The organism is Halobacillus sp. AWH4_228 (genome assembly GCF_056158365.1).
This window is the reverse complement of record NZ_JBSWTE010000001.1, coordinates 338,085-360,150: the sequence shown is the minus strand read 5'-3', so window position 1 is coordinate 360,150 and position 22,066 is coordinate 338,085. Positions and strand designations below refer to the sequence as shown.

Genomic DNA, 22,066 nt, shown 5'->3' with positions numbered 1-22,066 from the left:
GGCTGATATCTTTATCGATAAAGACATAAAGGGATGTGTTTTTTTATCTAAATCGATAATCATTTTTGGTGAAGTTGTGAATTTTCAACCCAATATGCAGATTCAATTTATCTTCTGAGTTCTTCACATTCAAATTAGTGATCATGTTGATCCTCTGAAGGCGATATTTGAGCGTGTTGATATGTATAAATAAAGCCTCTGCCGTTTTCGATAACGATTCATTGTGGTCAAAATAAGTGGTCAGGGAATGCACAAGTTCCAGGTCATGGGTTTTGTCGTATTCTATTAAACCGCCGATAGATTCTTTGTAAAACTTACTGACTTCCGTTACGTTATCAATTTCTGAAAGCAGCCGGTAAAAACCCAGCTCTTCATAGTAAATGATCGGCTTATTCTGATAGAGGTTGCGCCCGAGCATGACAGCCTGCCGGGCTTGTTCATACCCATCCCTGATTTCACCAATATCCGAGGCGGCGCGGCTCACTCCTATATATACCTCCCCAGCTGAGCCATTCTGCATCTCAGCTAGAATATCGTTCATATCCGCCTCAATTCTTTCTGTTTTTTTGCCGGCGGAAGGGTAAAGGAGGTAAAGGCCGTTCTGAACCGCTCCGATAATGATGTCATCATCAATCCGGGCGCACACCCGCTCCAACTGATTCATGATTTCTGAAACATACGTCATGCCTTTTTCCCTTCTGGTGAACTCGATGGTTGTAAAAATATACTGTTTATCCACATCAAATCCGTACATGATGCCTTTCTCGTGCATGGCCGCTTCATATTGAATTTTAGAGAACAATAAGTCTTTGAAGAAATGACTCTTGTATTGCTGTTCCAGTTCATAGGCAGCCTTCTTCCTCATGAATTCCAAGGAAAGAATCGTATTCGCCCGTTCCAAAATAGCTAAGTCCATTTCCAAAAATTCCGAGGCTACGCCGATACTCGTAATCGCGCCGACCACCTGCCCCTCAATGATAATCGGAGCCGTCAGGCATTCCTGCTCCACTTTACGCCTCTCATTCCACCTCAGCATTTTAACCGGGCGCTGCACGATAGCCAGTTCCTCTTTCTGACTGCTTGTCATCCCCTGCAAGCCGTTATCGACAGAAGGAATCTTAAGGTATGGGACGAAGCTGTCGATTCTGATTTCATGCTTCATCAGATTGGCGAGCGTTTCCGCCATCTGGCTGATTCCTCCCTTGCTGTTTTTAATCTCGTCCAGGAGGCGGTAAGCAAGCTCCAGATCTTCACGGATGACCACCTTTTCATCAAAAATGACATTCATGACAGGCGAAAGAATATCAAGATAACTGACATGCTCCGGAATTCTCAACACAGGGAAATCGTACTTCTCCGCCTCATCTAAAATCACCTGGGGAATATCATCAATAAACCGCTGCGGCTTGATCGCCAAAGCGGAGGTCCCTTTCTCATGAAGCTCTCTCACTAAATGGTGCATGGCTTCTTCATCCCCTTTGATAGGGTAAAGGCTTGTCAGCATCAATTCCTTTCCTTTCAGCCACTGGACAATATCAGGAACCTCCATAATAGTCACATAGTCAAGCAGACGGTCGAGCCCTCCTTCCCCGGCCGCGACCGTACACTGTTTCAATCCTCCGATTTTTAATGCCTGTCTTATCGTGATTGCCATAAAAATCCCACCTAATTTTGAATTAAATCAACAAGGAAAAGAGAACTCTGCGGTATATAGGTGATGATCAGAAGCGCTAGGACATTGACCGCGAAGAACCGCATCAATCCAGGCATCATTTCGACCATGTTCAATTTCGTGATTGTCTGCGTGACAAAGATATTGATGCCGAACGGAGGTGTATACATACCGACAGCCAGGTTGGCAATCATGATCACACCCAGATGAACAGGGTCGACGCCCATGGATAGAGCCGCCGGGTAAATAAGCGGAGCTAATATCGTAATCGCCGCCACCCCTTCCATGAACATCCCTAAGATAAGCAGGACAACATTGATCAACAAAAGGAAAACAACGACGGAATCGATATTTTCTGCGATGTAACCAGCAATCTGCTGCGGCACACCTCCGCGTGTCAAAATCCATCCAAGCACTTGAGCCGCTGCCACGAGCACTAACACCTGTGCGGTTGTAATCGCTGAATCCACCAGAGTCTCATAGAAGCTCCTCCAGTTCATCTCTCTGTATATCACGACACTGACAAACAGCGCATAAACCGCGGATACCCCTGCGGCTTCTGTCGGAGTGAAGATTCCGGAGTAAATGCCCCCGAGTATGATGACAGGGATCAATAAAGCCCAGAAGGCCTTAACCGTAGCCGTCCAGAACTCCTTTCCGGACGCCCGTTTATCCTTAGGAAGATTGTTTTTCTTAGCATAATAATAGATATAGAGAATAGAGGAAAGGCCGTAAATCAAGCCTGCCCCGATACCGGCAATGAATAGGCTTCCCACTGAAACCCCGGTTACTGACCCAAAGATGATGAGCGTAATACTGGGCGGGATAATCAGCGATACGGCGCCGGAAGAAGCCAGCAGTCCGGAGGCGAAGGATTTGTCATATTTCTTACGAAGCATTTCCGGATACATGATTTTACCGATCGCAATAACAGTGGCGGGACTGGATCCGGACAAAGCTCCAAAGAACATGCTGGATACCTGTGTGGTCATAGCGACCCCTCCGGTAATATGTCCGACGCAAGCCCGGGACCAGCGGAGAATCCGCTTGGATAAGCCGCCCACGTCCATAATGTTGGCTGCCAGTATAAAGAAGGGAAGAGCCATGAGTGCAAATTGATCCAGGCCGCCAAACAGACGCTGGATTAAAATCATTGGCTGGATATCTGTCAGGAATATCACGGAAAGGAACGACGACAACCCCAAAGCTACGAAAATCGGGGTGCTGGAGAATAAGAAAACCATCAATAATATCAATAATAAGCTAATCATGATCAATGCCCCTATTCATGTATAATGTCGTTTGAAGCTGTCTCTTTGTATGGTCTGTCCTTTATGATGTCCACCACTCTCCCAATCAAATGGAATAAGGAAAGCGCCGCCCCGACCGGGATGGCGAGGTAAACATAGTAGAGCGGAATCTGGAGAGAAGGAGTAATCTGTCCGGTCTGTCTTGTGAATGCCACCAATTCCATACTGAACCAAATCAAAAGCGCCATGAAGACGATAGAAGCGAAAGCGATAAAAAGCTCCAGGATCTTCTTCGCCTTTCCCTTCAGCAGATCCAGAACGAAATCCACACCTACGTGCATCCCCCGCCTGAAACAAACTGCAGCTCCGATAAACGTAATCCAAATCATGACATAACGGATAAATTCCTCCGCCCACGTGGTATTGGCAGAAAAGACGTAGCGAAGAATAATGTTCACAAACAACAGGATCGTCACGGACAACAGTCCAAAGGCAATAGCGGTCTCCTCTATCTTTTTCAATACTTTCATATGTACGGCCCCTTCCCGGTAAAGGTAAGAATATGGCGTTAAGGGGCTGCCCGTGAGGACAGCCCCTTACAACCTCTTACTGATTGTTCACTTCATCAATCTTGTCATAGATTTTCTGCAGCAGTTCCTGCTGTTCAGGGGTGCTGTACTGCTCTTCATGGATCGGAAGAGAAGCTTCCTGGAATTTCTCTATTTCTTCATCCGTAAGCTCATAATAATTGACGTCTGAATCGATGATGTTCTGACGATACTCATCTTCTGTCTCAGCCAGCGTATCTCTTGCAGCTGTCCGCCCTGCTTCCTCAGCCGCTGCAATGGTCTCCTGTACGGAGGACGGCAAATCATTGAACCAAGCCTGGTTGGTCAGAAGTACATAGGTCATCAAACCGTGATGGCTTTCAATAATGGTGTTCTGCACTTCATGGTAGTTGTTTAAGTAAATGGTTTGAAGCGGATTTTCCTGACCATCCACCACTCCCTGCTGAAGCGCGTTGTACAGTTCAGCATATGGAACCGGAATCGGATTTCCACCCCATCCTTCATATTGAGCAAGGAGAATCGGGGATTCCATCGTTCTCATCGCCACCCCGTCAAAGTCGGAAGGCTGGTGGATTTCCACGTCATTCGTTGTGAATAGTTTGTAGCCGCCGGGCCAGAAGCCAAGCCCTTCGAATCCTCCTTGATTCAATGTTCCAAGCAGTTCATCTCCTACTTCACTATCCAGAACCTCATACATTTTCTCTGTTTCTGTAGGGAAAAGGTAAGGAAGGTCAACGGCTTTAATGTCATCCACGAAAGGAGACACGACCGCTGTCGGCTGCATCGTGATATCAATTTCACCGATCTGCGTCCCTTCCACCTGCTCACGCAGGCTTCCAAGCTGCAGCGCAGGATAGAGATCCACGGTCACCCTGCCATCTGTTTCTTCTTCCACCACTTCTTTAAACTTCTCCGCACCCTTATGTTCGGGGCTGTCTACCGGCTGGTTATGACTGAAAGTAATCGTAATCGGATCATAACTATCTTCCTCTGCTCCGCTTGCTTCCTGTGTTTCCCCATCACCACTGCAGGCTGCCATAAACAAGAGTACCAATACAGAAAAAATCAACGCCGCCACATTATTCTTCTTAAACACTCAGCATTCGCCCCTTTTTCTTCAATTCAATTGCTTAATGTCCATTTTATAAAAATATTCAGACATTTTCTTTGTCTGTTTAGACCAAAAGTTTTGGATGAACTTTATTGAAAAAGATAATGCAGCCGATCCAATCTGCCACCAGCAGATAAATGACCTTACTTTTTATGTAAAGAAAATTAACATTTTTCTGATATATTCGCATTTTACCACTTTTCTTAGTGGATAGTAAGACAAATTTAATGGGAATAAATGTCTATAGGGCCTTTTGAGCGGTAAAAAACCATTGTCAAAACTGACAATGGTTTTTTTACTGGTATACAGCTATACTGATATGCATCATTAGAAAAGTTTTTTCATACTTTGAGGCAGAGGAATGATGCATATGGAACCATTAACAAAAGTAGAAGTTTTCCAGGAACTCTATCAACTCATTGATTATTATTCAGAGCATCGCGATCACCCCGCAGATCCCGACTTCGACTTCTTCAAAAATGTGAAATATTACTGTGATCAACTCGACTTGAACTATCAGGAGTTCATTCGTACGTTCGGTTTAAAACAGCTTTAATGTGTTTGATAAGAAGAGCCATGAGGGCTCTTTTTTTGTTTTTCATCTTTGGTGTACCCTTTCATAAAAGGTCAGAGCCGTGTTGCAGTATGGCTGATCATTCTATAATAAACTTAAACTGTCTTTAATTAATAACTTAGTAAGCCTTCCTTTTCACATAAAAAAGCAGCCACATCGGACTGCTTTTCATTATATCTTATCCGCTCCATCCACCAGTGTCTTAAAATGATAGACCGCTCCAACGATATTGGCATGGGCCCCGTACCGGCAGATCCTCAGGTTCGGAATAAGCTGTGCCTCTTCTATCGAATGACGCAGACCACTCAATTTCTCCTCCACATTCGCCACTAGATCATGGCGGGCGCTGATGCCGCCTCCAATTAAAATCACTTCAGGATCATGAGCATACTGAATGTTGTGGATTCCTACAGCAAGCATCGTATAAAATTCATCAATGACTTCCATACAAAAAGCATCACCGTCTTCCGCCATCTGAAAGACCTGTTCTCCGGTGATCGAAGAAGTCTCGACACCTTGATGCGCTGCCACCTTCCGGACCATCGATGAGGTCGAAGCGGCCTCACTGAAGGTGTTCAGGCCATTCCCGAGATTTTCCCCATTTATGATCATATAGCCGAACTCCCCACCGTGGAGATGGGCCCCTTTTTGGATGCGTCCGTGATGAAGAACCGCACCGCCGATGCCTGTCCCGAGTACGACAACCGCAACGTGCCCGATACCAACTGCTGCTCCGGACCAGTATTCAGCAAGTGCCGCACAATTGGCGTCATTTTCAATCGTAACGGGACCTTGAAAAATCTGCGCCATATCTTCCTTCAAGTTTGGACCGTGGATATACGGGACAGCACTGGAACCTTCTATAATCCCCTCTTCCGTGACCGATCCGGGGGAGCTGACGGCTACGCCTTGTAGGTCCCCAGAACATTTTTCGAGAGCCGACTGGATGAGAGCATACAAGCCTTTCAAGGAGGAGGGCGTCCGTTCTTTCCAATGGCTCAGAATTTCTCCGTCCATCGTCACCTCAGCAAATTTCACATACGTTCCGCCGATGTCTACACCCAGCAGCTTAGAAGCCATTGTTCTTGCTCACTCCCTTGAACCAGTGACCGCTTTTTTTCAGGGAACGCTGCTGGGTCTCCACATCCACCCTGTAAAAGCCGTAGCGGTTTTTATAGGCGTTCAGCCAAGACCAGTTATCGATGAATGTCCACATGTGGAAACCATAGCAGTTTGATCCCTCCCCGATCCCTTTATGGAGCCACTTCAAATGCTCTTCGAGAAATTCGATCCGGTAATCATCATGAATCATACCGTCCTCATCCATGAAGCGCTCTTCATCTGAAACCCCCATCCCGTTCTCTGCGACGTACCACGGGATGTTGTTGTAGTGATCTTTGATATTCAACGCAATATTATAGAGTCCCTTTTCATAGATTTCCCAGCCTCTGTATGGATTCATCCGGCGCTCCGGCCATACATACGGATCGAAGAAATGCTCAGGAAGAGCCGGATTGGATACCGGGTGTTCTTTCGCCTGTACACGGCGCGGCTGATAATAGTTCACACCTAAAAAGTCCACCGTATGAGAAGCGATCGTCTCCATATCCCCCTCCACATAGTCGGGAAGCATGTGATGCTGGTTTAACAGAGCGGTCAGCTCCGCTGGGTAACGGCCGAGCACTGAAGGATCCAGAAAGCTTCGGTTGAAGAAAAGATCCGCTGTTTCCGCCGCTTTTTCGTCAGCTTCATTATCGCTGCGCGGATACGAGGGTGTAAGGTTTAAAATGATGCCGATCTTTCCATCGTGGCCCAGCTTTCTATACTGTTCAATAGCTTTGGCACTGGCAAGCATGGAGTGAAAAGCGACTTGGACCGCCCGCTTCATATCAACGACACATGGGTAGTGATAATGGTTCAGGTAGCCCATTTCCACGGGAACGATTGGTTCGTTGAACGTCGTCCAGTCTTTCACCTGGCCGCCAAACAGCCGGAAGGCCTCCTTCGCATAATGAACGTAGGCTTCCACGACTTCCCGACTTTCCCAGCCACCTTTTTCCTGAAGATGCAGAGGCATATCAAAATGATAGAGGTTGATGATCGGCCGGATGCCTTTTTCCAACAGTTCATCAATAAGCGATTGATAAAACTGGACCGCTTCCGGATTAACGTTACGGCCGTCCGGAATGAGGCGCGCCCATGACAGGGAGGTGCGGAAGGAGTTCATGCCAATGTCCGCCATCCGCTGGACATCCGTTTTGAATTGATGATAGAAATCAGAAGCGGTGCCTGGACCGACCTCGTGAAAAAATTTCTCCGGTTCGATAGTATACCAGTAATCCCAGATGTTCTGTGCTTTCCCGCCTTCCTGTGAAGCCCCCTCCGTTTGTGTGGCGGAGGATGCGGCTCCCCATAGAAATCCTTCCGGAAATGAATAGTCCATTTCAGTTCCTCCTCTCATTTTAGATGGCTTTGTTGTCGAGGGCATGAAGGATGGCCCTGGCACACATGCTGTTGGACCAGGCGAACCATTCCCTCGTATACATGGATGGGTCATCCGTGTGGAAGCCTTCATGCATATAGCCGGTGCCCGCATCTGTCCGCTCGAGCATATCAATCAAGCGCTTCAGCTCCTCCCGGTCGTTCGTCGTGAGCGCCTGCATCGAGATTCCGAGATGCCAGACGTATCCTTCCGGGGTATGCGGACTCCCAAGCCCTTCAGCATACGCTCCTGTATAAAAGTAGGGATTATCCTTACTCAAAATAAAGCGGCGCGTATTTTGATAAATGGGATCATCCATCGAGCGGTAGCCTATATATGGAATCGATAACAGGCTCGGTGTGCCCGCATCATCCATGAGTGCGTAGCTTCCGAACCCGTCTGTTTCATACGCATAAATCTTCCCGAATTCGGGGTGCAGGTACGTGCCGTGAATCTGGATTCCTTGATCGATCTCCTTATGCAGCTTGGTCAGGCGTCTTAACAGTCTCTGCTGGTTGCCCTTGTAGCGAAGCATTTCTGCCATTTTTCCAAGGACGACAACAGCGAACATGTTGGCCGGGATGTGATAGCCGTACGCGCACGCATCGTCGCTCGGACGGAAGCCGGACCACGTCATTCCTGTGTAGCGAACCCGCGTCCCCCTTCCATTGTTTTTCAATGTATCAATATCGAGACAGTCGTCTCGTTCAAATGTATAGCTCGATCTCTTTTCATGATCCTGTTCGATTTCCCACACCGTCACAACCATATGAAGCGCGTGCAGAAACGATGTGCCAAGGATCGTATCATCTCTCGTCTGTTTCCAGTATTCATAAATCAGGTTCAGGGAGAAGCATAAGGAATCGAGCTCATACTTACGCTCCCACACCCAGGCGGTCATCTCCGCTTTATCGTCGTCATTCCAGTGCGCATGGTTGGGCGCCTCATTGAAAGCATTCGTGTAAGGGTCGTGCTGAATGTAAAACAAATGCCTGTCGATTAATCCTCGAATCAAACTCCGCAGGTCCCTGTCGATGGACAGATACGGAAGGTATGGGCTGACCTGCTCGGCCGAATCCCTCAGCCACATGGCCGGGATATCTCCGGTAAAAACGAAGGTCGTGCCATCATCGAGCAGTTTTGTCGTCGTTTCCAGCGTGTTCGGAAAGCAGTTTTGAAAAAGCTGCTGCAATTGAGGTCGATGGCTGAGCTGTTCAGAGGTCTGGTCGATTACATCATAAATAACTGGTGGTAATTTCATCTGCTTATCCTTTCACGGCACCTGCCGTCATGCCTTTAATAATTTTCTTATAGAATGCGAGGTAGACGATCAGGACAGGGAGCACAGTGACCGACATGGCCGCCATCATCTGCGGGTAGTTCACGGTATACTGCCCGTTGAAATTCGTCAGCCCGACCGGCAGTGTCCGCAGCTCCGGGCTCTGGATCAGCACGAGAGCGAACGGGAATTCATTCCAAGCGGTTAAAAAGCTTAAAATCGTAGCGGTGGCGATGACCGGACCGGCCATCGGGAATATGACTCTGAAAATAACCTGGAACGTATTACAGCCGTCCATGATTGCCGCCTCTTCGATCTCTTTCGGAATCTGCTTGATGAACGTTTCGAATAAGAAAATTGCAATCGGCAGTCCGAACGCGACATACGGAAGAATGAGCGTATACGGCTGGTTCAGCAGTCCAGTGCTTCGAAACTCAATAAAAATCGGGACGAGAAGGCCGTGAATCGGAATCAGCATCCCGAACAAAAAGAGTACATAAATGATCGTTCTCCCTGGAAAGGCGAAGCGGGCAAGCATGTACCCAATGATGAACGCGAGAAATATGATTAAGAATACCGAAATGAAACTGATGTAGACGCTGTTAAAAAAGTAGTTGTGCAGCTGACCAATTTTGAACGCCTCCACGTAGTTGGAGAAGTTCCATTCCGACGGCAGCGACAAGATGTTCAGCGTAAACTCGGACTGCGTTTTAAAGGATGAATAGATCATCCAGACAATCGGAAAAATGGCCGAAAGGGAGAAAATGAAAAGCAGAGTGTTCAACGTCGATTTTCCAATCCAGGCAAAAGCCCTCATTCTTCTCCCCTCCTTCCTATCCATTGACTGATGCCGATCAGCAGTAGACTGAGGACCAGCATTCCGATGGAAACGGCACTGCCGTACCCTAATTCAAAGCGTTCAAAGGATACATCATAGGCATACTGCGCCATCACCGTCGAACTGTTTCCAGGTCCGCCACCGGTCATGACGAAGATGTGATCGAACACTTTCATGTTGCCGGCAATACAAAGCATGATCGCGACTTTAAAGGTGTTTTTCAGCATTGGCAGCGTAATGTACAACGTCTGCTTCCACGAGGAAGCTCCGTCGATTTCGGCTGCTTCATAGAGCTCATCCGGAATATTCTGCATCGCTGCCATGAAAATGATCATGTAGAAGCCGATAAACTGCCAGATCAGCGGGATCGTGACCGCTCCCATGACGATATCCGGATCATCCAGCCAAGGCAGCACCCAGCCTTCCAGCCCGACCGCCTTTAGGACAAAGTTCAAAAGCCCGTAATTCTGGTTGTAGACCATCGACCATAAAAATCCGATGATGACCGCGGCCAGCACGTTCGGAATGAACAGGACCGTTCGGTGGAACTGCTTGAACTTCACCCAGGACCGTGTCAAAAGGACACTGATGAAAAAGGCGATGCCCACCTGCCCGATGACACTCATGGTAATGATAAATATGTTGTTTCCAAATGACGTCCAAAACACCTGATCCCTCAGCAGCTCCCTGAAGTTATCCAGCCCCACGAAGGTCAGGTTCGGTCCACCCGACCAGTCGTAGAAGCTGTACCGTACAGCCATTAGCAGCGGTATGAGGACAACGAAGGCATAAATCGCAAGCCCCGGGAGCAGGTAAAAATAAATTTTGTGGTTACTCGGTTTGATTGCGCTTTTACCTACCATCCAATCACCTTCAACCCAATGTTATTGGCTTCCCTTCTCATACTCCGCCTGAATATTGGCAGCCGCTTCCTCCGGTGATACCTGACCGATCGTCATGTTCTGAAGGTTGGTATTCATCACTTCGATCAACGCCGGATCAAGCATCGTGTCATAAATCGGTACGTACTGATTGTTTTCAACAACACTCAAAATCTTCTTCGTCATATCCGGAATGTCCATCTCTTCTTTTCCAGGAACCGTCACAGCCGGAATCTGTCCTTTTTCGAGAATCAGCTTCCCTGCTTCCTGATTCGTTAAATGCTCGACAAGCTTCTTAATGTCCGCCAGCTTCTCATCGGAGACATTGGCGTTGACCGCATAAGCCCAGCCCCCACCACCGGAAAGGGTATCCGGCTCAGCCGCACCCGGAAGCTCTGGGAAGATCGCCACTTCGGTTGCTGCAAGAACATCCTCAGGGGCACTGCTTGTGATCGTACCCGCAGCCCAGTCTCCTTCGATAAACATCGCCGCTTCCTTGTTCATGTACATTGCCTGTTGTTCACTGTTATCAATGCTGTTCATGTTGTCGTTAAAGGCATCGTTTTTCGCAAGCTCATCAATCGCTCCCAGCGCCTGGACGAACGAATCATCCGTAAAGGCCGCACCTTCATGATTCAAGATGCTCTGGAACCAGTCTGTCCCGGTGTAGCGGCTGCCGAGCGTACTGAGGTAGCTGGAATTCAACACCCATTTCCCTTTGTTTCCGAGAGCAATCGGCGTAATGCCTTCTGCCTTCAGCTTGTCGACCGCTTCCATGAAGCCTGCCCAGTCCTGTGGAAATTCTTCGATACCGGCCTGCTCAAACAGATCTTTGTTGTAGTAAATCAAGTGTGTCGCCCCGCCTGATACCGGAATGCCGTACGTGCTGTCCTCCACTTGGAACGGTGTCAGCGTACCATCGACAAAAGTATCTTCACGCCCTTCCAGAAAATCGTCGAGCGCGATGATCTGCCCGTTTTCTGAGAAGGTCTTCGTCATCGAACCCTTAATGAGGAACAGATCAGGAAGTTCGTTCCCTGCCGCCAGCGTCTTGATTTTCGTTTCGTAGTTATCGTGGGACTGGATTTCCTCTTCAATTGTGATGTCCCCGTTCCCTTCCTTGAATTCCTCCAGCTTCTCCAGCTGTGCAGTTGGCGCCGGTTCATTCAGCTCTTTATTGTAATAGTGCATCATGGAAACAGCGCTGCTTCCCCCGCCCTCCCCGTCGGCTTCCCCCTGTGAACACGCAGCCAGCAATAAGACCAACATCATGAGAAGAACACCTTTAACAGATAACGACTTCATGATTCCATCCCCCTTAGGAAAATAAGATTATAGACAAATTATAGCGCTTACATTTTGATCTGAATGCCTCCTATTTTGCGCATTCATCTTCATTTTTGTTCAAAAAAAGACATTCATATCGAATGCCTTTCCAAATTCGCCTTGTATTCTTTTGGCGTCAGGCCGACGTTTGCTTTAAAGACCTTCACAAAATATTTATAATCCGGATAGCCCGTTTCCTCGGCCACCTTGTAAATCGGCAGCGCCGGAGAGGCCTTGAACATCTGCTTTGCCTTCTCCACCCGGTATTCATTCAGCCACTTCACAAACGTCGTCCCCGTCTCCTTTTTAAACATCCGGCTCAGATGCGAAGGCGAAACGAAGGAGTACTTCGCTAGTTCATCGAGTGTGAGCGGCTCATCATAATGCGCCTCCAAATAGTGAATCGTCCGCAAGACGAGCGCATTGCCGTGATTCTCCCGCCACCCTTCCGCCTCTTTCAACAGCTCAGCGAAGTTGGTCACCATCAGCTCTGCCATATCCTTCAAGTTGTCAAAACGGTTCAACGCTGTAAAAAGATCCTCTGCTTTCACCGGGAGCTGGGTGTCCTCCCTAGTGTAGAGGAGAAGCTTCAAGCACCACGTCCGGACTTCGGGAAGCGGATTGCGCGAAAGTTTAAAAGCATGGAACTGTTGCTGGAGCGCTTTTTTCACGTGCCCCGTATTTCCTTGGTTGATGGCTTTCATAAACGAAGGACCATCAAAAGAAGCGCCGTCGCCGGCATGCGTGAGCTCCTCCCTCTGACCCGCCGCCATATAGATGGTATCTTTTCCTTCATAGCGTTTCCGCAAGAGCGCCGCTTTCGCTTCCTGCATCGGAAAAGGAAGCACCCGGGCATCCTGGAACTCGCGGCTCATGCCAATGGTAATACTGACCTGATAAGCTTCCTTCACTTTGTGGCGGAGCGCATGAAGGAGCGGCTTCAAGTTCAAGCTCTGATGACTACTGACGATGGCCCCGCACCGGAATGCATGAACAGGCCAGAACTGAACGGTATACTCTGACGGCATCTCCTCGTCCAGAAAAAGCTGAACATCACGATAAAGCCTTTGGAAATCCTCCACCTTCCACGTTTCTTTTAGGATCGGGTAATCATCCACCTCTACAAAAAAGAGGCGGTGCTTTCCTTCCATGAAGGAGATGCCTAGCTCACCCGCCCGATGCCAGAGAGTGTCGGAAACAAAGCCGTCCTCCTTCATCAGGCTGTTGAACCACTCCGTCCGCTCCTGATTCTGCGCTTTCGCCAGCGTCTCGGACTTCGACTCGCGGTCCTTCTTCTGCATGGCAATCCTCGCCATCACAGCGGCAATTTCCTTTTTATCAATCGGTTTGATCAAATATTCCGTCACACCGAGACGGATTGCTTTTTGGGCATAGTCGAATTCCTGATAGCCGCTCAGTAAAATTGTAAAAAGGCCGGGGGAGTCTTCCTTCAGCTTCTGCAGAAGGGTTAAGCCATCCATCTTCGGCATGCGGATGTCCGTCATGACCACATCCGGTTGAAAGTGAGGCATCCTGTCCAACGCTTCCTGCCCGTTTTTTGCGGCTTCCACTTCGGTCACTCCAAGCTCGTCCCAGTTCATGGATGTGACCAGCCCTCTCCGGATGACCGCTTCATCTTCAACAATCAACAGCTTCATTCCGCCACCTCCCCTTTTTGTTTCACTACGACCGTCAGGCCACCTTCGCTATTTCTATGAAAAGAAAGCCCGCGGTCCCCGCCACTATGAATGAGCACCCGTTCGTGGATATTCTTTAAGGCAAAGCCGCGTTTTCCTTTGATCTCCCGTTCCAGCAGCTCCTTCAATTCCTCCAGATCGGCTCCGACGCCGTTATCCTCCACAGTCATCTCCAGTTCATCCGCCACCCTCTGGATACGGATGCGGATGATGCCCTCGCCCTGCGGCTCGATGCCGTGGGTGATCGCATTTTCAATTAAAGGCTGAAGCACCATTTTGACCGTCGGCAGCTTCGAAGCATCCGGATCGACGTCAATTTCAAACTGGATCGTATCCTCGAATCTAACCTTCTGGATGTCCAGGTAGTGCCTTGCATAATTCACTTCCTCTTCGACCGTCCACACCTCTTTTTGATCCTTCAGAAGAAGACGGAACAGACGCGACAAGGCATGGACCATTTCCGAGGATTTCACCGCGTTCTCCATCTGGCCCATCCAGTAGATCGTATCGAGCGTATTATAGAGAAAATGAGGATTGATCTGCGCATATAATGCCTTCAGCTCCGCTTCCTTGCTCTTGATTTGAGCGAGGTACACCATATCGATGAGAAAAGTAATGCGCTCGAGCATCGAATTGAAGCCGGCACCGAGGTTATCTATCTCTCTCAACCCCTTCGGTGCATAACGGACGTTGAACTCCCGCTGCTCCACCTGCTTCATCAAGGACTGCAGTTCCTTCATCGGTCTCACGATGTATCTCGAAAACTGATACGCGACAAACGCACATATGAAAAGGCTTACAATTAATGCCATAACGACGACCGCCGGAATGATCGTGCTGTCCTGCATCAACGCATCGAGGGATACAAGGTGAACCACCGCAAGCGACGTCCCTTCAATAGCACGGGTAGACTGGATGTACCGGTCCTTTTCGATCGTCCGCACCTCTGTCCCGCTGGACTGCACCGTCTCCTCTACATTCTCCAATATTTCAAGCGTGTCCCGGTCGTTGTAGAGCGTTCCCTTGGAAACGACGGTTTTGCCGCCATGTAAAAGGAAATACCGGTCATAATCACCGGTCACCTTGCTTTGGAACAGCTGATCCAGATAGTTGCTGTGAATCGTGATCGTCAAATACCCCAGAGGTTCCGTCACGTTGTTCACATTCTTCACGAGTCTTGAGTATGACAAACTGGAGGCGTCTTCATGGACCGTAAGCAGCCCTGCCCCGTTCAACTCATCCAGGCGCGCACGCTGCTTTTCCGACATCGCCGCTGTACGCGGGCCGGTATGCACAAGTACGTCTTCCTCTTTTTCAATCTGCACGGAAAAAATGTAGTCCTTCGACCCGATCAAATGAAGCAGAAGCTGTTCGACGCTGCGCTTGTTTTCATTCAATTCCGCGGTTGTCACCGTCTCATTCGACAGTAAATCCTGCCCCTGATCACTCTGGATGAAGAACAGCGATAAATCGTGAACATCCTCCAGGACGAAGGACAGGTTAGAGCCGATCTGCTCGACGACGTTTTCATCCGCTGCTTTCAGCTTATCGATCGTCAGATTCATCGATTGATAGTAAAAAAACACCCCTAAGGCGGTTAACGGCACAAAGATGATGAGTAAAGTGAATACGAAGATTTTCCCCTGCAGGCTGTCCTTGAATAGTCGTCTCACGTCTATCAAACCCTACTTTTTTATCTTATTCTAGAGGAATTGTCGAAAAAAGCAATGCTTCTACGAGACTATAGTAATGGTTATATTTCCCTTATGGAGATTTGTTGTCGGTGCACTAAAAAGCCATACATGTATGGCTGGTGAATCCTTTAAGTTTTCATTGAGGAAATCACAATTCCTCTCAGACTTCTTTATTCATATACTCAGCACGCAACTGCGATAATGACTTACCTGTCCTTTGATGAATCGCAAACACATAAGTCTGGACGCTGGACCAGCCAAATATATTTTGAAGCCACTTCTGCATTGTGTGCTCTTCCCCGTATACTTCTACTTTCCCATTTGATTTCAAAGTGGCACGATTTCCGCGTCCCTTGGCAATGAGCGTATCGCCTGGTTTCACGACTCCCCATTCCAACAGCGCATCAATTTTGGGTAAGTTCCTTCGATGACCTTTGAGTTTCTTAGAAAACTCCTTTGGAGCCTGCGCTGAAATCTCTATATAATAATCTTCATTTTTTAATAAGGGGAGAACCTTCTCAACCGCTATGTATAATTCCTCCGAAATCATATAAGGTACGAGTTTATAACAGGATATACCTACACTATTATCGCTGAGCCAGGAAACCGCAGATAGCGTTTGTTCATCATAATCAGAAGCGACCAAAATAATCCTCTGAGCTTCATTAAATGTGTGTTCAGCATTGTTGTCGCTTAGAAATTGGTATAATTCTCGATTTGCAAGCTCTGTACTTGTCAATGAACTGTTTGATCTTTCAGCTTCATACTTCTCTAAATATGGGGCATATACTCTATTTATTAAGTCTTCGGGGTTCTTAATGGTCGCATAACTGGCTGCATATCGAATGGCTTGAAATTCGAAAGATTCTCTCCTTGATTCAATATCTTTCCGGTCCCTCTTGATTTCAATAAGCACTAGATTCCCCTGACTATCCACCGCTGTTAGATCACTGATACCTGAGCTCTGGTTCCGCACCTGTTTTCCTACTATAAGCATAGATTCTTCATCGTCGCAGATCATATCAATGTTTTGCCTAAGAAGTTCCTCTATATCTTCTTCCTTAAGACCTAATGAAGCAAAGGTACTTGATTCTACTTTTTCTGATTGGGTATTTGAGGTCCTATACATACTACTTCCCCCCAAAATTTATAAGTATGGTCAGGTCAGTTACCTAGATGAAAATCATTCACCCTTAATTGTCTATAATCTCTTTAGGGATCTACTGCCTTACTGCCTACCTTCCATTCAATTATTGTAATAAAAAAGCGTTTCTCTTTTCTCATCAAATACTTTCCCAAGATCATCTATGTAATTATTATCCTCTGATTAAAACGTATTTAGATATAGGCATAACCTGCAAAGTCCTTCTGAGTACCACTACATATAACCCCTCCCTTTTTGGTTAACTTTAACATAAAAAACCATCATAACCGGATGAAAATACGTTGTTATCTAGGAAGCCAAATATTATCCTAATAACCGCGGTATATCACTAAAGTCCATCCATATTTGTTCTTTTTTCAAATATTATCCCCTATATCAACGGAACAATTTATAACTCATCATAAGCTCCTTTTTGAAGGTATGTTATTCTAACAGTAAAAGATTTGAATAGTCACTATGCTACGATAATCGTAGATCAAGTTGGAAAGGACGTTCTTCAATGAAAAAAACCGTTAAAGTCGTGGCTGCTGTTATTGAAAATGAAGAAAATGAAATACTTTGCGCACTCCGCTCACCAGAAATGTCGATTCCAAACATGTGGGAGTTCCCTGGTGGAAAAGTAGAAGAAGGCGAAGACCTACAAGAAGCATTGGAGCGTGAAATTCAAGAGGAGTTGTCCTGTGAAATCGAAGCTCTGGATGTAATTAAAGATCACACACACGAGTATGACTCCTTTATCATCCAATTGATTGCTTTACGAGCTAAACTGATTGAAGGCAATCCTACAGCTCAAGAGCATTCCAAGCTCCTATGGCTACATAGAGAGAACTTACCTTCGTTAAAGTGGGCTCCTGCCGACATACCGGCCGTTGAACTATTAATGGAGAATAAGTAAAAAAATCCCCTTCATACGGAAGGGGATTTCTTATTACTCATGAAGATAATCATAAATTTTTTGATTCACTTGATGTTCAAGTTTCATATTCATGCGAACTACAGGAATTTCCTTATCCCCATCATTCATTGTGGTTTGTTCCACCGTGTTTTGGTCCGGGATCGCTTGCCCAAGGTAATAAAAATCACTACCTTCCCCGTTATCCTTCTTCACAAAAATGTGAAGATCATTCTCTCTTTGCTCCGCTTCAACGATTTGGACGACTTCATTGGATTGTAAGGTCCGTTTACTTCTGGAATACCACGTGAGAACTTCAGGATTTAAGAATTCATCTTCATAGTTCACACTAGACTCCACTTCTTCAGGCTTATGATAAGTCACAAAGATCGGACATGTTCCATACTTAGACTTGTATCCATAGACCGTTGAGCTTTCATCATTCTCCCAATTTAGAAGCTTACACGCATCCTTACGAGAGTATTTTTCAAAAAGAGTAAAGGGTTGTGCTGGAGAATAGCCTCTACTCTTCGTCATGGCAACATTCACAATATCCTGAACAAAGGCACGGAAAGTGGGATTTACATCCAAGGATGTTGAAACCTCTTCTTCCCAAATAATTTGATCCCCATCAAAGGTAACAATAGCCTTGTTTCCATATTTCTTTTGATCGGTAATCTTGAAGAATTCCAGACTAAACAAACGCTCCACAGAGTGTAGCGTTTGTTCATCCACTCGTCCCCCGCACTCTAATACTTTGTCTTTGTACTCTGAATAGGAGATAGACGAGTGATCTAATAGCAAACGCAACAATAAGGGCTCGTGGATTCTTTTTCCATTTAACACTTCCTGAGAGAGCATGGTTAGGATTTGTCTTTCCCTATGGGTTAGGTGGCTCACTTCCTCTTTAACTCCCTCCAAAAACTCTACATAGTTCCCTTTTTTATCTACCAAAACGAGAGGATCAATAGAGTGGTGCTTCTGAAAGTCTACTAGCATTGGAATACGACCGATCCTATTCTTCAGTTCTTTATAAGCATCACGCAACACTTTCATTTGCGTTAAGTTAGCTGTTCGAATGGACTCGTAAATTCTCTCTTTAGCTACTTCTTCAAAATTGATTGTGGATTTTCCTTGAATATAACTCGTATCAATGACTCTTCTTCGGATATTATCTTTGTTTTGCGAATGATCCCCAGACAAGGCAATGGGGATCAGGTAGTTGTTTTCGTAGTTCCCAATAAAATCGATGACAGTAACAAAGTCTTTTGTATCATGCTTCCTAAGGCCTCGTCCAAGTTGTTGAATGAATACAATACTGGACTGTGTTTGTCTTAACATAACAATTTGATTGATGCAGGGGATGTCGATCCCTTCATTGAAAATATCTACTGTTAAAATGTAGTCCAAAGCACCGTTTTCTAGCTTTTGAACCGCTGCTTGCCTTGTTTCTTGAGAGTGATCGCCTGTGAGAAAGTCGGTGTTATAGCCACGCTGGTTCATAAGATGTGAAAGCTGTTCAGCCTCTTTCTTCGTACTACAAAAAATCAATCCAGCTACCCTTTCACCTGAATAGCCATAGTATTCTACCTTCTCCAAAACATGATCAACCCGCTCATCTGCTGTTAGGTAGGTAAACATCTCATTTTCTGTAAACCCATGGCCCTCGATAGAAAGATCGGTTACCCCAAAATAGTGAAAGTGTGTTAGCATATCAGCTTCTAGCGCTTCCTGGAGGCGAATTTCATAAGCCACGTTATAATCAAACAGCTCAAAAAGGTTGAAGCCATCTGTACGCTCAGGTGTAGCTGTCATGCCAAGCAGAAATTGGGGCTTAAAGTAGTCGATCAATTTCAAGTAAGACTGTGCGCCCGCTTTATGAACCTCATCAATTAATATGTAATCAAAGGCTTCTTGATCAAAAGATCGCATGACATTGGATTTTGATATCGTTTGGACTGTCGCAAATAAATAACGAGCATCTGTTTCACGCTTGGTACCTGAAAGGATTCCAAAGTCTTTATCCTCACCGCCCAGTACTTTCTGAAAGTCACTTTTCGCTTTATGTAGAATTTGTTCTCTATGCACAATGAACAACATCCGTTTGGGCCTAGCTCTACGGACGTCAAAAGCGGATAAATACGTCTTCCCTGTACCCGTAGCAGATACGATCAGAGCCTTTTCTTCATTCTCCGTCCTTACCTGCTGAATGCCTTCCAATGCAGCTTCCTGCATTTGATTAGGCTGAATGGATAGAGAGTCCCCTAGCTTATTTTGTTCATATGGCGCTGCTTTTTCAGCAACCTTGAAGAACTGAGGAGGCTGATAGCTTTCTTCATACGCCATGATCCAGGCCATTGAAAGATGATCGGCTTGATCCCACATGACTTGGAATTGGTCATTAAAGTGATGAATAATCTCCCCATTTTCATGAGAAGTTAACTTAATGTTCCATTCATAATTAACTTTAAGAGCATTGGTTGTGAGATTGGAGCTCCCTACAATAAGAGAGACATGAGTGTCATGTTGGAAGATGTATCCCTTTGAATGGAAACCTTCCACATCAGCAATTCGCACTTCCACATTGTCGAGCTTTAGTAGCTCTTTAAACACCTTAGGTTTATTAAACATTTGATACGTAGAGGTTAGTATTTTGCCTCTCACACCTTTTGATTTTAGATCCAATAAGTGTGATTTCAGAGTCGCTAATCCACTTTCCGTAATAAAAGCTACAGAAAACATAAACGAGCGACAATTTTTAAGTTCATCCACTAATGACGTAAGAACGTCCTTACGTTGCTGTTTATTGTTCACTAAAAGTTCGGGCCGAAAACGAGTCGAAGTTGAGAATTCACGGTCAATGAATCCCTTATGAAAGGAATTCTGTAACTGCTCAATAATTGATTCCATCATAACCCTCCATCCTATTGATCTACTTTTATCTCTATCTTCTAAAATGTAATGGGTGTTACCCATCCACACATGGATATATATAACAATATAGGATATAAGCAATAGAATAAAGAAAAAGAATGAGGTCTCCCTCATCCTTTTTAACTAGCTTTGTATTAACTCTGGTACATTCCCTGTAAACTTCCCATACTCCTTCTCAAAATGAAGATCGACTTTCCCAACTGGACCATTCCGCTGCTTTCCGATAATCAACTCAATTTTATTACTGTTCTGGTGCCACTTGTAGTAGTCTTCCCTGTATAGAAAAGCAATCATATCTGCATCCTGTTCGATGTTTCCTGATTCACGAAGGTCAGATAGAAGCGGGCGCTTGTCCTGACGCTGCTCCACATTACGGGATAGCTGAGACAATAGAATAATCGGAATATCCAGTTCAAGAGCAAGCAGCACTCTCGGTCCAATTTACTCTCTATTTGAGACAGTCGCTGCTCTCCACGATCCGTCAATGGTTGTTCTTTTAACTCTTGGAGAGATTCTTTCTTAAGTTGGTACACCTCTTCCTTACTGTGAGACTCCTGAAAAGCTCGCATCAGATTTAAGCGATCTTGGCGGTCGTTGTTTTCTTCTTCACCCAATTCTTTTCCGACTGTGGGTTCAATAAAGTTCATGAGTTCCTTCTTAAAAGCATCTTTAAATCCTTCATGAGAATATTCCTCATCGGCTCTTTCCTCTATACCAAATGGCCAGTTATCCTTCTCAACCTTGCTAACCTGGCTTCGGTACATACCTCGAAGCTTTTCTGAAGGTAACATCTTCACTCCTTGTTTCTCTTCTTCCATTTCATGTTTTTGTCCTTTAACACTCATTATTTTCTCTCTTTCCTTTTCTTGGCCCAATGATTCTTCAATGGTTGTAATAAATTCTTTAGCTGCTGACTGAACCTCTTGTAATAAGCATTCATGGTCTTTAAATTAATGATCTTTGGTCTATTGAGTAGCCACTGGTATCAATATTGAAATAAGAGGACACAGTATATGCTGTCATTTCCGTCTGAAATTCTTTCTCGGATTTGGTGTAGTCGTTGTTGTCTGATAAACATCAAACACACTCCCCGTAGAATAAAAAAGACAGCCATCCCGTTTATCGAGTTGACCGTCTTTGATTTGCTAATTCATTAGTTTTAATTTGTGCATTGACCTAACTTACTGCATCATTACTTATGATACGGCTCATTCCGATTAATCTTAAACGCCCTGTACACCTGCTCCACCAACATCAACCGCATCAACTGGTGCGGGAACGTCATATTCGAAAACGACAGCCAAAAATCACTTCTCTCCAGTACCTCATCACTCAGACCCAGCGATCCTCCGATCACGAACGCTACCTTGCTCTTTCCGTACGTCGCAAGCTCGTCCATCTTTTTCGCAAGCTTCTCAGACGTCAACTGCTTCCCTTCGATTTCAAGCGTAATAACGTACGTATCCTGGGAAATCTTGCTCAGGATGCGCTCGCCTTCCTTCTGCTTCACCTCCAGCATCTGCGCTTCACTCAGATTTTCCGGTGCTTTTTCGTCGGGCACTTCGACGACTTCAACTTTAGCGTAAGGGCCGAGTCGCTTTACGTATTCAGCGATCCCCTGCTTCAAGTATTTCTCTTTCAGTTTTCCTACCGTGAGAATCGTTAATTTCATGGTGGTTCCTCCCGTACGTTCTGTTTCCTC

17 protein-coding genes and 1 pseudogene are annotated in these 22,066 nt (G+C 46.0%); 2 read left to right on the top strand and 16 right to left on the bottom strand.

Annotated elements, in window-relative coordinates; all coding sequences use genetic code 11:
- Window positions 1-43: 43 nt before the first annotated feature.
- The 4 genes from ACXADP_RS01905 to ACXADP_RS01890 all read right to left on the bottom strand — a co-directional run bounded on the left by ACXADP_RS01905 (window position 44) and on the right by ACXADP_RS01890 (window position 4,587).
- Entirely contained in the window at window positions 44-1,654 is a 1,611-nt protein-coding gene (locus ACXADP_RS01905; protein WP_474970676.1) for a PucR family transcriptional regulator, read from the bottom strand.
- An 11-nt stretch (window positions 1,655-1,665) separates the two neighbouring features.
- Window positions 1,666-2,943: a TRAP transporter large permease gene (locus tag ACXADP_RS01900; RefSeq protein ID WP_474970675.1), complete on the bottom strand. Its 1,278-nt coding sequence runs from the start codon at window positions 2,941-2,943 to the stop codon at window positions 1,666-1,668.
- Between the two features lie 11 nt (window positions 2,944-2,954).
- The gene (locus tag ACXADP_RS01895) at window positions 2,955-3,452 is read right to left on the bottom strand and encodes a TRAP transporter small permease (RefSeq protein WP_160837472.1); all 498 of its coding nucleotides are present in this window, start codon (window positions 3,450-3,452) and stop codon (window positions 2,955-2,957) included.
- Between the two features lie 76 nt (window positions 3,453-3,528).
- Complete coding sequence (locus ACXADP_RS01890; protein ID WP_474970674.1) at window positions 3,529-4,587, bottom strand: TRAP transporter substrate-binding protein; 1,059 nt, start codon at window positions 4,585-4,587, stop codon at window positions 3,529-3,531.
- A gap of 385 nt (window positions 4,588-4,972) precedes the next feature.
- On the opposite strand from ACXADP_RS01890, the gene ACXADP_RS01885 reads away from it, so the two are divergent.
- Window positions 4,973-5,158, top strand: a complete 186-nt coding sequence (locus ACXADP_RS01885) for a hypothetical protein (protein WP_160889037.1) — start codon at window positions 4,973-4,975, stop codon at window positions 5,156-5,158.
- 189 nt (window positions 5,159-5,347) lie between these two features.
- Here ACXADP_RS01885 and ACXADP_RS01880 read toward each other — a convergent pair whose 3' ends face one another.
- The 9 genes from ACXADP_RS01880 to ACXADP_RS01840 all read right to left on the bottom strand — a co-directional run bounded on the left by ACXADP_RS01880 (window position 5,348) and on the right by ACXADP_RS01840 (window position 16,502).
- Entirely contained in the window at window positions 5,348-6,256 is a 909-nt protein-coding gene (locus ACXADP_RS01880) for an ROK family protein (RefSeq protein WP_474970673.1), read from the bottom strand.
- Window positions 6,246-7,619: a glycoside hydrolase family 1 protein gene (locus tag ACXADP_RS01875; protein WP_474970087.1), complete on the bottom strand. Its 1,374-nt coding sequence runs from the start codon at window positions 7,617-7,619 to the stop codon at window positions 6,246-6,248. The genes ACXADP_RS01880 and ACXADP_RS01875 overlap by 11 nt, the downstream gene beginning before the upstream one ends.
- A 19-nt stretch (window positions 7,620-7,638) precedes the next feature.
- Window positions 7,639-8,919: a glycoside hydrolase family 125 protein gene (locus ACXADP_RS01870; RefSeq protein WP_474970672.1), complete on the bottom strand. Its 1,281-nt coding sequence runs from the start codon at window positions 8,917-8,919 to the stop codon at window positions 7,639-7,641.
- Window positions 8,920-8,923: 4 nt separating this feature from the next.
- Window positions 8,924-9,754: a carbohydrate ABC transporter permease gene (locus tag ACXADP_RS01865; RefSeq protein ID WP_474970089.1), complete on the bottom strand. Its 831-nt coding sequence runs from the start codon at window positions 9,752-9,754 to the stop codon at window positions 8,924-8,926.
- The gene (locus tag ACXADP_RS01860; protein WP_474970670.1) at window positions 9,751-10,638 is read right to left on the bottom strand and encodes a carbohydrate ABC transporter permease; all 888 of its coding nucleotides are present in this window, start codon (window positions 10,636-10,638) and stop codon (window positions 9,751-9,753) included. Before ACXADP_RS01860 ends, ACXADP_RS01865 begins: the two co-directional genes overlap by 4 nt.
- 21 nt (window positions 10,639-10,659) lie before the next feature.
- Complete coding sequence (locus ACXADP_RS01855) at window positions 10,660-11,961, bottom strand: extracellular solute-binding protein (protein ID WP_474970091.1); 1,302 nt, start codon at window positions 11,959-11,961, stop codon at window positions 10,660-10,662.
- 113 nt (window positions 11,962-12,074) lie between these two features.
- Entirely contained in the window at window positions 12,075-13,640 is a 1,566-nt protein-coding gene (locus ACXADP_RS01850; protein ID WP_474970669.1) for a response regulator, read from the bottom strand.
- Entirely contained in the window at window positions 13,637-15,352 is a 1,716-nt protein-coding gene (locus ACXADP_RS01845; RefSeq protein ID WP_474970668.1) for a sensor histidine kinase, read from the bottom strand. The genes ACXADP_RS01850 and ACXADP_RS01845 overlap by 4 nt, the downstream gene beginning before the upstream one ends.
- Window positions 15,353-15,533: 181 nt before the next feature.
- Entirely contained in the window at window positions 15,534-16,502 is a 969-nt protein-coding gene (locus ACXADP_RS01840; RefSeq protein ID WP_474970667.1) for a hypothetical protein, read from the bottom strand.
- 535 nt (window positions 16,503-17,037) lie between these two features.
- Between ACXADP_RS01840 and ACXADP_RS01835 the strand changes: the two genes are divergently transcribed.
- Window positions 17,038-17,433: a (deoxy)nucleoside triphosphate pyrophosphohydrolase gene (locus ACXADP_RS01835; protein ID WP_474970666.1), complete on the top strand. Its 396-nt coding sequence runs from the start codon at window positions 17,038-17,040 to the stop codon at window positions 17,431-17,433.
- A 33-nt stretch (window positions 17,434-17,466) separates the two neighbouring features.
- Here ACXADP_RS01835 and ACXADP_RS01830 read toward each other — a convergent pair whose 3' ends face one another.
- From ACXADP_RS01830 to rlmH, 3 genes and pseudogenes are all read right to left on the bottom strand, one after another.
- A complete protein-coding gene (locus ACXADP_RS01830) occupies window positions 17,467-20,340 on the bottom strand; it encodes a DEAD/DEAH box helicase (RefSeq protein ID WP_474970665.1) in 2,874 nt (957 codons plus the stop codon).
- Between the two features lie 147 nt (window positions 20,341-20,487).
- A pseudogene (locus ACXADP_RS01825) lies at window positions 20,488-20,787 on the bottom strand (DnaB-like helicase C-terminal domain-containing protein); the annotation flags it as partial.
- A 769-nt stretch (window positions 20,788-21,556) separates the two neighbouring features.
- Window positions 21,557-22,036, bottom strand: coding sequence for a 23S rRNA (pseudouridine(1915)-N(3))-methyltransferase RlmH (gene rlmH / locus ACXADP_RS01820; RefSeq protein WP_474970664.1), 480 nt, complete (start codon window positions 22,034-22,036; stop codon window positions 21,557-21,559).
- Window positions 22,037-22,066: the final 30 nt, after the last annotated feature.